General features: G+C 67.4%; 13 protein-coding genes. 5 read left to right on the forward strand and 8 right to left on the reverse strand.

Annotated features, from left to right (window positions below; all coding sequences use genetic code 11):
• Positions 1–2: 2 nt before the first annotated feature.
• The 8 genes from NV2_RS19725 to NV2_RS31490 all read right to left on the reverse strand — a co-directional run bounded on the left by NV2_RS19725 (position 3) and on the right by NV2_RS31490 (position 6,968).
• The gene (locus NV2_RS19725) at positions 3–455 is read right to left on the reverse strand and encodes a DUF350 domain-containing protein (protein ID WP_067876388.1); all 453 of its coding nucleotides are present in this window, start codon (positions 453–455) and stop codon (positions 3–5) included.
• 34 nt (positions 456–489) lie between these two features.
• The gene (locus tag NV2_RS19730; protein ID WP_067876391.1) at positions 490–1,656 is read right to left on the reverse strand and encodes a glutathionylspermidine synthase family protein; all 1,167 of its coding nucleotides are present in this window, start codon (positions 1,654–1,656) and stop codon (positions 490–492) included.
• Positions 1,657–2,532, reverse strand: a complete 876-nt coding sequence (locus NV2_RS32305) for a hypothetical protein (protein WP_245662684.1) — start codon at positions 2,530–2,532, stop codon at positions 1,657–1,659. It lies immediately after the preceding gene.
• A gap of 25 nt (positions 2,533–2,557) precedes the next feature.
• Positions 2,558–2,839, reverse strand: a complete 282-nt coding sequence (locus NV2_RS19740; protein WP_067876393.1) for an acylphosphatase — start codon at positions 2,837–2,839, stop codon at positions 2,558–2,560.
• Positions 2,836–3,342, reverse strand: coding sequence for an OsmC family protein (locus tag NV2_RS19745; protein ID WP_084475114.1), 507 nt, complete (start codon positions 3,340–3,342; stop codon positions 2,836–2,838). Before NV2_RS19745 ends, NV2_RS19740 begins: the two co-directional genes overlap by 4 nt.
• 61 nt (positions 3,343–3,403) lie before the next feature.
• Positions 3,404–4,129, reverse strand: coding sequence for a response regulator (locus tag NV2_RS19750; protein WP_067876659.1), 726 nt, complete (start codon positions 4,127–4,129; stop codon positions 3,404–3,406).
• Positions 4,130–4,299: 170 nt separating this feature from the next.
• Positions 4,300–6,816 carry an ATP-binding protein gene (locus NV2_RS19755; protein ID WP_067876398.1) on the reverse strand — a complete coding sequence of 839 codons (2,517 nt, stop codon included), beginning with the start codon at positions 6,814–6,816 and terminating at the stop codon, positions 4,300–4,302.
• On the reverse strand, positions 6,813–6,968 hold the full coding sequence (locus tag NV2_RS31490; protein ID WP_157102982.1) for a hypothetical protein: 156 nt from the start codon (positions 6,966–6,968) through the stop codon (positions 6,813–6,815). Before NV2_RS31490 ends, NV2_RS19755 begins: the two co-directional genes overlap by 4 nt.
• Before the next feature lie 286 nt (positions 6,969–7,254).
• Here NV2_RS31490 and NV2_RS32310 point away from each other — a divergent pair, with 286 nt between their 5' ends.
• The 5 genes from NV2_RS32310 to NV2_RS19770 all read left to right on the forward strand — a co-directional run bounded on the left by NV2_RS32310 (position 7,255) and on the right by NV2_RS19770 (position 12,205).
• A complete protein-coding gene (locus NV2_RS32310) occupies positions 7,255–7,365 on the forward strand; it encodes a potassium-transporting ATPase (RefSeq protein ID WP_245662704.1) in 111 nt (36 codons plus the stop codon).
• Complete coding sequence (locus NV2_RS32710; protein WP_281198548.1) at positions 7,362–7,448, forward strand: potassium-transporting ATPase subunit F; 87 nt, start codon at positions 7,362–7,364, stop codon at positions 7,446–7,448. The genes NV2_RS32310 and NV2_RS32710 overlap by 4 nt, the downstream gene beginning before the upstream one ends.
• A complete protein-coding gene (gene kdpA, locus NV2_RS19760) occupies positions 7,449–9,119 on the forward strand; it encodes a potassium-transporting ATPase subunit KdpA (RefSeq protein WP_067876401.1) in 1,671 nt (556 codons plus the stop codon).
• Between the two features lie 100 nt (positions 9,120–9,219).
• Positions 9,220–11,283 carry a potassium-transporting ATPase subunit KdpB gene (gene kdpB / locus NV2_RS19765; protein ID WP_245662699.1) on the forward strand — a complete coding sequence of 688 codons (2,064 nt, stop codon included), beginning with the start codon at positions 9,220–9,222 and terminating at the stop codon, positions 11,281–11,283.
• A 16-nt stretch (positions 11,284–11,299) separates the two neighbouring features.
• A complete protein-coding gene (locus NV2_RS19770) occupies positions 11,300–12,205 on the forward strand; it encodes a potassium-transporting ATPase subunit C (RefSeq protein WP_067876661.1) in 906 nt (301 codons plus the stop codon).
• The last annotated feature ends 68 nt before the right edge of the window (positions 12,206–12,273 follow it).

Genomic DNA, 12,273 nt, shown 5'->3' on the forward strand with positions numbered 1-12,273 from the left:
GATCAGAGGATCGCGAATGCGACCACGAGTCCGATCGCGAGATGTGCCGCCGCGACCAGCAGCGACTGCACGTGGAACGTGGACGACTTCAGCAGATCACCGATATGCACCCCGAGCAGCCATTCGAGCAACCGGATCGACGCCACCTGCGCGATGATCCCGACCAGGCCGTAGATGGCGGTGGCGATCAGCCCCTCGGCGAGTGCACCGCCGGCCGAATAGATCGCCAGCACCACGATCAGCGCCATACCGACCATGCCCGCCGCGGAAATGATCACCGCATTGGGGTTGCCGGAGGCGACCATCTTTCGCAGCGGGCCGGGCGTGGTGCTGTCGATGGCCTGGAATCCGACCAGCATCAATACCAATCCCAGCACCGCGTACAGCACGATCGCGCCGACGCCGTGCCCGACCGTGCTCCAGTACCCCGATTGCAGTGCGAGAGTGGACGACACAGATTCCTCCGGTGTGTTTGTCGGTCGCCGAATACTACCCGGTCGGTATGCGGTGCGGAACGAAGGTCGCGCCGTCGTCGGTGATCAACCCGGGAGATTCACGAATGCCGAGCCCCGCAGCGGTATCGCCGACGATCCAGGCACCGAGCACCGGGCGCAGGCCGTCGAAATCCGGTAGCGGGTCGAGCAGTTGGTAGACGAAACCCTCTTCGCCGTACACTCCGCCGGTCGCGGTCTCCATCCCGGCGCCCACGATCGTCATGTTGGCACCCTCGCGCCCGAGCTTGGGTTTGCGGATGTACTCGGTGAGTTCGTGCGGATCGTCGAGATAGGCGGGCAGCAGATTCGGATGGCCGGGATACATCTCCCACAGCACCGCCAGCAGCGCCTTGTTGGACAGCAGGGTCTTCCACAGCGGTTCGACCCATGCGGTCTCCGGAATCGAGGAGACCACCCGCTGACCGAACTCGTCGTCGAGGGCCCACTCCCACGGATACAACTTGAAGATCGATCCGATCGGTGACTCGGCGAGATCGACGAAACGCTCCAGCTCCGTATCGAATCCGAGCTCCTCGATGGGGAGGGAGATGGTGTCGAATCCGGCCTCTGCGGCGGTTTCCTGCATGTACGCCGTGGTGACGTTGTCCTCGCCGGAGGCGTCGGCACTCGACCAGGTGAAGTGCAACTCGTTGCTGGGCAACTGTTCCAGGAGTTCACCCCAGCGCTCGACGAGCTTCTCGTGCAAGGAGTTCCACTGGTCGTCGTCCGGGTACACATCGGTCAGCCAGTGCCACTGCACGATCCCCGCCTCCAGCAGTGAGGTCGGCGTATCGGCGTTGTACTCCAGCATCTTCGCCGGTCCGCGCCCGTCGTAGCGCAGGTCGAAACGGCCGTACACGTAGGGGTCGCTGCGCTGCCAGGACTGCTTGATCGGCTCCCAACTCCATTCCGGCAGACCGAAATCGGCGAACCGTTCGGTGAGCACGATCTGCTCCACCGCGTTCAGGCACATCGAGTGCAGTACCTCGACCTGTGCCTCCAGCGCGAGGATCTCGTCCAGATCGAATTCGTAGTGCACCGATTCGTCCCAATACGGCCGCACCTGGCCGTTGGCGTCACGCCCGGGGGAGCCGAAAACCAGCCCCTGATCGGCGATGATCTTCTGCCAGCCGGTACGTTGCCGGTTGCGCATCCGACGCATCTAGGAGCCTCCACTGGTTCCGGATTTGCTGCCGAGACCACCCCGGATGACGGTCCCGCTCTTGGTTTTGACGTTGGCGTTCTTGGGTGCCACGGTGCTACCACCCGTGGGCGGCTGTCCGACGGTGTTGTTACCGCCGTAGTAGTAGTGATACTGGCTGCCACCGAGGATGAAGATGCCCGGCATACCGCCGTAACCGCTCGACTGATTCTGCGCGCGCACGCACTGATCGTCGGGCGCGACCGTTTCCTGGCCGTCCTTCTCGACGACGCAGTAGGCGGTGACATCGGGCTTGCTCGCCGCTTGATAGGCCAGATAGCCGGCGCCGACCACCGCCGCGATGCCGGCCACGGCAACGCCGCCGATCAGCATCTTGCGGCGGGTGCGGTCCTTGTGCTCCTGTGCTTCGGCCGCGGCGCGCTCGGCCTCCTCGGCGCGCCGGCGGGCCTTGTCCCGCGCCCGGGCCTCGGCCACGGTAGGCGGCCGGGGCTGCGTGACACCGGCCTCCTGGCTCTGGATACTGCCGCGCTTGCGCGGGGTGGGCTCAGGGGTGCCGGAGACGTCCGGGGTACCGGGAGCATCGCTTCCTACGATGGGCGGTAACCCAGGGATCTGCGGTGCCGGTTCGCCGAAGCGCACGGTGGGGTCGTCGGCCGGGCCACCGGAGCCGGGCGCGGGGGGCGGCCCGGGTGGTGACGTCGGGAAGCGGACGGTCGGATCCGCGCCACCGATGTCCTCGTGCCCGCCGCTGCCGCTGCTGTTGTCGCCGGTACCGCTGCCGGAATCCCGGCTGTCGCTGCGGCTTTCCCCCGAGGGCGGCGGGGTGCCGGGATCACGCGGATCCCGGGGCCCGTCGCCCGGCTCATGTGTTGCCAACTTCTCGACTCCTGTTTCCCCGCCGCTACCGTTCCTCGAAGCCTGTGATCCCACCGAGGGCGGCGTCCCAGTTTTCCACAACCAGATCGACGTGACCCGGAGTATCACCCGACCGCAACAAACTCAGCAGTCGTTCACATTCCGGGCGCGGTCCCTCGGCCAGCACGTGCACGCGCCGGTCGCGGGTGTTGCGGGCATAACCCGTCAAACCGAGCTCCAGGGCGCGCGCTCGCGTCCACCAGCGGAAGCCGACGCCCTGCACCTGGCCGTGCACCCAGGCGCTGAGCCGGACGGGGTCCTCGGTCACGAGTCGATCTGGAAGGTCAGGTTCACCGTGGAGCCCGCTTTGAGCGTCCGGCCCACCGTGCACACCTTATCTATGGCGCGCTGCACGGTGACCAGCAGCCGCTGCCGGGCCGCCTCGTCCAACTCCGACAGATCCAGCTCCATGATCTCGTCCAGCTGCGGGTAGACCTCGTTCTCGCGATCGGCATCGCCGGAGACCCGGATGGTCGCGTCGTAGGTATCGCCCAGACGGTTGGACAACGGGAAGTCCGAACTCAAACCGGTGCACGCCGCGAGTGCGATCTTCAACAGCTCACCGGGGGTGAACACCCCCTCGACGCCGTCGGGACCGACGAACACCTCGGCGCCACGCGAGCTGTGGCCCGTGTAGCGCCGGGTTCCGGTCCGCTCCACCCACAGTTCGGTCGCGGCCTTCGCGGCCTGCGGCCGCGCTGCGCCGGTCGGAGATTCCGGCGCGCCGTCCGGGGAAGCAGTGGTGGAGCCGGGGGCGGTCTGTTCGGGCATACCTTCGATACTGCCATGCGCTGCGGGGTAGCCGACTGTGGGGAAAAGCGGGGACGTCCGGTCAGGCCTGGAAGCGGTAGCCCATGCCGGCCTCGGTCAGCAGATGCTTCGGTTGCGAGGGATCGTCCTCCAACTTGCGGCGCAGCTGAGCCAGATACACACGCAGGTAATGGGTTTCGGTCGCGTACGACGGCCCCCACACCTCGCGCAACAACTCCCGGCGACCCACCAGTTTGCCCGCATTGCGCACCAGCATCTCCAGCACACCCCACTCGGTCGGTGTGAGATGCACATCTCGGCCGCCGCGCACCACCTTCTTCGCCGCGAGGTCGACAGTGAACGACGCCGTCCGAACCACCGGTGCGACATCCTCGTTCAACGCGGTCGCTCGTCGTACCGCCGCCCGCAGCCGGGCCAGCAACTCGTCCATGCCGAACGGTTTGGTGACGTAGTCGTCGGCACCGGTGTCGAGCGCCTGCACCTTGTCCGCCGAATCGGTACGGGCCGACAGCACGATCACCGGCATCGAACTCCAGCCCCGGATACCAGCCAGCACCTCGATCCCGTCGATATCGGGCAGCCCCAGATCCAGCACCACCACGTCCGGATGTTTCGCCGCCGCCGCCCGCAACGCGGCCGCACCCGTCGCGGCGGTGACCACCTCGTAGCCACGCACCGACAGGTTGATCCGCAACGCCCGCAGCAGCTGCGGCTCGTCGTCGACGACCAGCACCCGGACCGCAGTGCTCTCGGCCGGTGCCGCCGCCGCGTCCTCGGGATCACGCAGCACCGGCTCGCCGACCGGTACGGCACTCACCGGGCCTGCTGTGGATTGCGGGGCACCCGCGCCCGGTCGGCCCTGTGAGTGGGCTACGCCAGTCTCACTCACAGGGCCTGCTGTGGATTGCGGGGCACCCGCGCCCGGTCGGCCCTGTGAGTGGGCTACGCCAGTGTCACTCACAGGGCCTCCTGGGGTGTGCGCATGTCTGTTCGGTCGGCAGGTAGTTCCACCACCATTGTGAGTCCACCTCCGGGTGTCGGTTCGGCACGGACGGTGCCGTTCATCGCTTCCACGAATCCGCGTACCACCGACAAGCCCAAACCCACTCCGGAGGAGTTGTCCCGGTCGCCGAGCCGCTGGAACGGTTCGAACATCTGGTCCTCGAGCCCCGACGGGACCCCGGGACCATGGTCTTCCACGGCGATCGACACCTGGCCCCCATCACGCTCCGCCGTCACCCGCACGGGCGTATCGGACTCGGTGTAGCGCAGTGCGTTGTCGATCAGATTGGCCAGGACCCGCTCCAGTAGTCCACCGTCCGCCCACGCGGAGACCTCACCGACCTCGACCCGTACCCGGTCCATCGTGGTCCGCCGCACACCACGGGTCCCCATTCCGACCCCGACCACCGCGCGATTCACCACCTCCTCGAGATACACCTGCTTGAGCTGGGGCTGCACCGCACCCGCCGCGAGACGCGAGGAGTCGAGCAGGTTGCCGACCAGCGCGGTCAGCTGATCGGTGGATTCCTCGATGGTCTCCAGCAACTCCGCGGTGTCGGCAGGGGAGAACTGCACGTCCTCGCTGCGCAGACTCGATACCGCCGCCTTCGCCGCGGCCAGCGGAGTGCGTAGGTCGTGGCTGACCGCCGAGAGTAGAGCCCGCCGCAGCCGATCGGCGGCGACCAGACCCGCGGCTGCCTCGGCCTGAGCCGCCAGCCGGCGCTGGCGCACCAGTCCTGCGGCCTGGCCGGCCACGGCGGCAAGGACACGCAGGTCACCCGCGGTGAGCGCCCGACCACGCAACAGCAGGGAGTGCTCACCGTCGCCCGCATCGATCGCGGTGTCGGCCGCAGCTGTCCGCTGCGGCGGATCGTTGCCGACCCCGGCGATCATCTCGGCGCCGCCGACGAAACTGACCGCGTGCTGCCCGTAGATCTCCCGCGCCCGCTCCAACAGGGCGGGCAGATCGGCGCCGTGCAATACCGCGCCGGCGAACAGCGTCAGTAATTCCGCCTCGCGCGACGCGGTGCGTGCCTCGCGGGCTCGCACCGCCGAGATGTCGACCAGCGCCGCCACCGCGATGGCGACCGCCGCCATCACCACGATCGTCAGGATGTTGTCCAGCTGAGCGACGGTGAAGCTGTACCGGGGGGTGGTGAAGAACCAGTTGAGCAGCACTCCGCCCAGCACGGCCGACAGGGCTGCCGGTGCCACGCCGCCGAGCAGCGCGACCGCGATCACGCCGATGAAGAACAGCGCGCTTTCCCCTGCCACATCCAGTATCGAATCCAGCCACAGGTAGCAGAGCAGTGTGATCAGCGTGGGGACCACGAGCGCGGCCGGCCACGACAGTGCCGAGCGCTGCTGTCGCATCGGTACCCGCCGGAATCCGCGCTGTGCCTCCTCATGGGTGACCATGTGCACGTCGATGGTGTCCGACCGTTGCACCACGGTCGCGCCGATTCCCTGATCCAGGATCCGAGCCCAGCGCGAGCGTCGGGACGTGCCGATCACGAGCTGGGTGGCATTGACCTGGCGGGCGAAATCCAGCAGTGCGTCCGGAACATTTTCCCCGGTCACCGTGTGCAACCCGGCGCCCAGATCGGTGGCCAGATCGCGCAGCCGTTGCAGGCGCCGGGTCGACACCCCGGCCAGGCCGTCGCCGCGCGCCACGTGCACCACGAGCAGTTCGGCGCTCGATTTGGCGGCGATCCGGCTCGCCCGCCGCACGATGGTCTCCGACTCCGGCCCGCCGGTGACGGCGACGACGACGCGCTCGCGCGCCTCCCAGGTCTTGGTGATCGCGTGCTCGGCGCGGTAGGCGGCCAGTGCGGCATCGACCTGATCGGCCAGCCACAGCAGCGCCAGTTCGCGCAGCGCGGTGAGATTTCCGGGCCGGAAGTAGTTGCGTAGCGCGGCGTCGACCTTGTCGGCGGGATAGACGTTGCCGTGCGACAACCGGCGCCGCAGCGCTTCCGGTGTGATGTCGACCAGCTCGACCTGGTCGGCGCCCCGCACCACCCGATCGGGCACGGTTTCCCGCTGCGTCACGCCGGTGATCTGCTCGACGACGTCGTTGAGGCTTTCCAGATGCTGGACATTGACCGTCGAGATCACATCGATCCCGGCATCCAGGAGTTCGTGCACGTCCTGCCAGCGTTTCTCGTTCTTCGCGCCGGGGGCGTTGGTGTGGGCGAGCTCGTCGACCAGCGCGACCGCCGGGGCGCGGTGCAGAACCGCTTCGAGGTCCAGTTCGCCGATCCGGGCACCTCGGTACATGTGGGTCTGCAAGGGGACCTGCTCGATGCCCGCGAGCAACTCGGCGGTTCTGCTTCGCCCATGGGTCTCGACGACCGCGGCGACCACGTCGCGCCCGCGACCCAGCCGGCGGTGAGCCTCACCGAGCATCGCGTAGGTCTTACCCACGCCCGGGGCCGCCCCGAGATAGATGCGTAGCTGCCCGCGCTTCACCGATCCATCATCGCGCGGCGCGCACGCTGCCCTCGGTGCGACATCCGCGGGGACGTACGCGGGGGTCTGCTTCGCCCGGCCGCGAGCCGCAACGCCAGCGCGCAACAGGCGAAGCCGATGATCACCATCGCGGCGACCGCGAAATCCGGCACTGTCGTCTCCTTGTCCCGCTCGAATCGAAGCCACCCGGTCGGATGATCGAACCGGTACCCCTCTGTGTACCGCCACCGGGGACCGATTCTGCGGATATTTACGACTTCTTGACGGGACGCCCGCTCACCTTGACGTCCTACCCGGCGTGGTGCCTGCCGCCGGTACTGCGACAGCGTCCCCGTAAGCACCGCGTCAATGCCGCGGCCATCGCCGCTAAGAAGCCGTCAACGCCGTCGAAATCGAGCCGGCGGAGAGCTTGACTCACAGCGGCGCGTCCGATTCGGGATGGGCGTCAACAGAGAGGTTTGCACTATGTCTGTCGCGGTGTTCACCGTCGTGACCGTGGCGATCTTCGCCCTGCTCGGCCTGCTGCAACGGGGGGTGGAACGGCTGTGACGCAGAACATCATCGGTCTGGTTCTGGCGCTCGGTGTCGCGGTGTTCATGATCGCGGCGCTGCTGTTCCCCGAAAGGTTCTAGGTGAGCACAACCACAGCCGGGGTCGTTTTCGCGGCGACCCTGATCATCGCCTTGGCGGCAGTGCACATACCGCTCGGCGACTACATGTACCGCGTCTACAACGGCCGCAAGCATTCGCGAGTCGAACGAATCATCTACCGCGGCATCGGGGTTCAGCCCGGGGTGGAACAGAGCTGGGGAGTGTATGCCCGCAGTGTGCTCGCCTTCTCCGCGGTGAGCGTGCTGGCGCTGTTCTTCCTGCAGCTGGTGCAGGGCCGGCTCCCGCTGTCCCTGCACGAGCCCGGCACCGAGATGACCGCCGCGCTGGCATGGAATACCGCCGTCAGCTTCGTCACCAACACCAACTGGCAGAACTACGCCGGCGAATCCACCCAGGGACACCTGGTTCAGATGGCGGGTCTGGCGGTGCAGAACTTCGTCTCGGCCGCGGTCGGTATGGCGGTAGCGGTGGCGCTGGTGCGGGGGTTCGCCCGGCGAAACACCGGTGAACTCGGCAACTTCTGGGTCGACCTGGTCCGCGGCACGCTGCGCATCCTGCTGCCCATCGCGTTCGTCTTCGCGATCGTGCTGGTCGCGGGTGGGCTGATCGAGAACTTTCACCTGCACGACCAGACGGCCCGGACGGTGGCCGGTGCGGCGCAGACGATTCCGGGCGGACCGGTGGCGAGTCAGGAGGTCGTCAAGCTGCTGGGAACGAACGGTGGCGGATTCTTCAACGTCAACTCCGCGCATCCGTTCGAAAACGCCTCCGCCTGGACCAACTGGGTCGAGATCTTCCTGATCCTGCTGATCGCCTTCTCGCTGCCCCGCACCTTCGGACGGATGGTGGGCAGCCGTAAACAGGGCTACGCCATCGTTTCCGCCATGGCCGTGCTGGCGGTGATCAGCGTGACGCTGCTCAATGTGTCGCAGCTGAGCCATCATGGCACCGTGCCGACCGCGGCGGGCTCGGCGCTGGAAGGTGTGGAAAACCGTTTCGGCGTGGCCGATTCGGCGACCTTCGCCACCGCGACCACGTTGACTTCGACCGGAGCAGTCGATTCCGCTCACGATTCCTACACCAGCTTCGGCGGCATGATCGCGATGGTGAACATGCAGTTGGGTGAGGTCGCGCCCGGCGGCGTGGGATCGGGGCTCTACGGCATGTTGATCCTCGCCGTGATCACGGTGTTCGTCGCCGGTCTGATGGTCGGGCGGACGCCCGAGTATCTCGGCAAGAAGATCACACCGCGCGAGATCAAGTTCGCTGCGGCATACTTCCTGGTCAGCCCGCTGATCGTGCTGGTCGGGACGGCGATCGCGATGGCGATGCCGGGACAGCGCGCCGCCATGGCCAATTCCGGGCCGCACGGACTGTCCGAGGTGTTGTACGCGTTCACCTCCGCGGCCAACAACAACGGCTCCGCCTTCGCCGGGCTCAGTGGCAACACCGTGTGGTGGAACACCGCGCTGGGCCTGGCCATGTTGCTGGGCCGGTTCGTTCCGATCATTCTCGTCCTCGCCCTGGCCGGTTCGCTGGCTCGTCAGGGGCACACGCCGGAATCGGTCGGCACCCTGCCGACCCATCGTCCACAGTTCGTCGGCATGGTCGTCGGCGTGACGGTGATTCTGGTCGCGCTCACCTTCCTGCCCATGCAGGCGCTCGGACCGCTCGCAGAAGGAATCCACTGATATGACCGCTCCTGCAACCGACCCCGTGGCCGACTCGGGGGCCGCGCCGACCGGCGGCGCACCCGCGCAGCCTGAGCGCCGCAGCGCATTCGATCCGGCGATGCTCGCCGCCGCACTACCCGAAGCATTGCGCAAACTGGATCCGCGCACCCTGTGGCGCAACCCGGTGATGCTGATCGTGGAGATCGGCGCCGTCTGGTCCACCGTGCTGGCCGTCACCGATCCCACCGTCTTCGCCTGGGCGATCGTGCTGTGGCTCTGGCTCACGGTGCTGTTCGCCAACCTGGCCGAGGCCGTCGCCGAGGGGCGTGGCAAGGCGCAGGCCGACACGTTGCGCAAGGCCAGAACCGACACGGTCGCCCGCCGTCTGCTCGGTTGGACGCCCGGCGCCGCGACAGTGGAGGAGGAGAGCGTCACCGCTCCCGAACTGTGCCGCGGCGATCATGTCCTGGTCGAGGCCGGACAGGTGGTGCCCGGTGACGGTGACGTCGTGGAAGGTATCGCCTCGGTGGACGAATCCGCGATCACCGGTGAATCCGCTCCGGTGATCCGGGAATCCGGTGGTGACCGGTCCGCGGTTACCGGTGGTACGACGGTGTTGTCGGATCGTATCGTCGTCGAGATCACCCAGGAGCCGGGCGGCAGTTTCATCGACCGGATGATCGCGCTGGTCGAGGGGGCCGGTCGGCAGAAGACGCCGAACGAGATCGCCCTGAATATCCTGCTCGCGGCGCTCACCGTCATCTTCGTGTTCGCGGTGGTCACCCTGCAGCCGGCCGCGATCTTCGCCAAGGCGAACAATCCGGGCGTGCCCGACAGCGCGGCGCTCGATCTGCACGGCGTCACTGGGATCGTCATGGTGTCGCTGCTGGTCTGCCTGATTCCGACCACGATCGGCGCGCTGCTGTCGGCGATCGGTATCGCGGGCATGGACCGGCTGGTACAGCGCAACGTCCTGGCCATGTCGGGTCGTGCGGTGGAGGCGGCCGGTGACGTGAACACACTGCTGCTGGACAAGACCGGAACCATCACGCTGGGCAACAGGCAAGCGGCACAGTTCATCGCGATGCCGGGGGTCGCCGAGGACGAGCTGGCCGATGCCGCACAGCTGTCCAGCCTGGCCGACGAGACGCCGGAAGGTCGCTCGATCGTCGTTTTCGCGAAAACCGCCTACGGCAAACGCGAACGCACCCCCGGTGAACTCGTCGGGGCGGACTGGGTGGAGTTCAGTGCACGCACCCGAATGTCGGGAGTGGATCTGGGCGACGGACATCGGTTGCGCAAGGGGGCGGCCGGTGCGGTATCGGAATGGGTTCGCGCGCAGGGTGGTTCGGTGCCCGAGGAGGCGAGCCGGACCGTCGATGCGATATCCGCCGCCGGTGGGACCCCCTTGGCGGTCGGTGAACTGGCCGACGGCAGAGCCAGGCTGCTCGGGGTGGTCCGCCTCGAGGACGTGGTCAAGCAGGGGATGCGGGAGCGCTTCGCCGAGATGCGTCGCATGGGTATCCGCACCGTCATGATCACCGGCGACAATCCCTTGACCGCCAAGGCGATCGCCGACGAGGCCGGGGTGGACGACTTCCTCGCCGAAGCCACTCCAGAGGACAAGCTGGCCCTGATCAAATCCGAGCAGGCCGGCGGCAGGCTCGTCGCGATGACGGGTGACGGCACCAACGACGCCCCGGCGTTGGCTCGAGCCGATGTGGGCGTCGCGATGAACACCGGAACCTCGGCCGCCAAAGAGGCCGGCAATATGGTCGATCTGGACTCGGATCCGACCAAACTGATCGAGATCGTGGAGATCGGCAAGCAGTTGCTGATCACCCGTGGTGCGTTGACGACCTTCTCGATCGCCAACGACATCGCCAAGTACTTCGCCATCATTCCGGCGCTGTTCGTGGCGCTGTTCCCCGGACTGGACGTGCTGAACGTCATGCGGCTGCACAGTCCGCAGTCGGCGATTCTGTCCGCGGTCGTCTTCAACGCCCTGGTCATCGTGGCATTGATTCCGCTGGCGTTGCGCGGGGTGCGCTACCGGCCCGCCGGCGCATCGGCACTGTTGAGCCGCAACCTGGCCGTCTACGGAGTCGGTGGCATCATCGCCCCGTTCGTCGGCATCAAACTGATCGACCTCGTCGTTCGCTATCTTCCTGGGATGTCCTGATATGCCGTCATTCTCGATGCGATACACCACCTGGTTCCGCCAGCATCTCGCCGCCGTGCGGGCCTTGATCGTGCTGACCGTTATCACCGGAATCGCCTATCCGCTGGCCGTTTTCGCGGTGGCCCAGCTGCCCGGCCTGCACGACAACGCCGAGGGATCACTGCGCTACCGCGACGGAACGCTGGTCGGCAGTAGCCTGATCGGCCAGTCGTTCACCGACGGAAACGGGCGGGCGCTGCCGCAGTACTTCCAGACCCGGCCGTCGAATTCCGCACCCGCCGACGGTAGCCGGCCCGACGGCTACGACCCGATGAACACCAGCTTCGGCAACAAGGGCCCCGAGGACATCGTCGACACCCTGGCTGCCGATCCGGACCACGCCGCCACCAGCCTGCTGACGACCGTGTGCACCCGGAGCAGGGAGGTGGGGGAGCGAGAAGGCGTCTCCGGTGCCCGGCCGTTCTGCACGCCCGGCGGTGTCGGGGCCGTGCTGGCCGTGTTCGGGGCGCGCGATGCGCGCGGCGATATCGGTGCACCCGTCCGGGTCGTCAGTGTCAACGAACAGTGCCCGCAGCATCCGTTCCTGGCCGCATATCGCGGTGTCCGGGTGCAGTGCGCGCAACCGGGTGAGGACTACTCGGCGGGGCTGATCGTGCCGATCCGTGGTGACGCACCGGCCGAGCCGGCCGTTCCTCCGGATGCCGTCACCGCGTCCGGCTCCGGACTGGATCCGGATATCTCACCGCGCTACGCCCAGATCCAGATTTCCCGGATCGCCGCGGCTCGGCAGGTCGGGGCGGATCGCATCGCCGCGGTCGTCGGCGACCACACCGCGAGCCGCACGCTGGGATTTCTCGGTGAGCCCCGGGTGAATGTGCTGGAACTCAATCTCGACCTGGACCGCCGGTTCCCGGTCCCGTGATCGAGCTCGGTGTATTCGGGACGGACAGGTGGCGGACGGGCCGCACGGGCCCACGCCACCTGTTCCGG

The sequence above is a fragment of the Nocardia vermiculata NBRC 100427 genome (genome assembly GCF_001613265.1).
GTDB lineage: Bacteria > Actinomycetota > Actinomycetes > Mycobacteriales > Mycobacteriaceae > Nocardia > Nocardia vermiculata.

Excerpts from the sequence above, each read along its gene's own strand:
- NV2_RS19745 (WP_084475114.1), bottom strand. The coding sequence starts at position 3,342 with ATGCCCGAACAGACCGCCCCCGGCTCCACCACTGCTTCCCCGGACGGC.
- NV2_RS19770 (WP_067876661.1), top strand. The coding sequence starts at position 11,300 with ATGCGATACACCACCTGGTTCCGCCAGCATCTCGCCGCCGTGCGGGCC.
- NV2_RS19730 (WP_067876391.1), bottom strand. The coding sequence starts at position 1,656 with ATGCGTCGGATGCGCAACCGGCAACGTACCGGCTGGCAGAAGATCATC.
- NV2_RS32310 (WP_245662704.1), top strand. The coding sequence starts at position 7,255 with ATGGGCGTCAACAGAGAGGTTTGCACTATGTCTGTCGCGGTGTTCACC.
- kdpB (WP_245662699.1), top strand. The coding sequence starts at position 9,220 with ATGCTCGCCGCCGCACTACCCGAAGCATTGCGCAAACTGGATCCGCGC.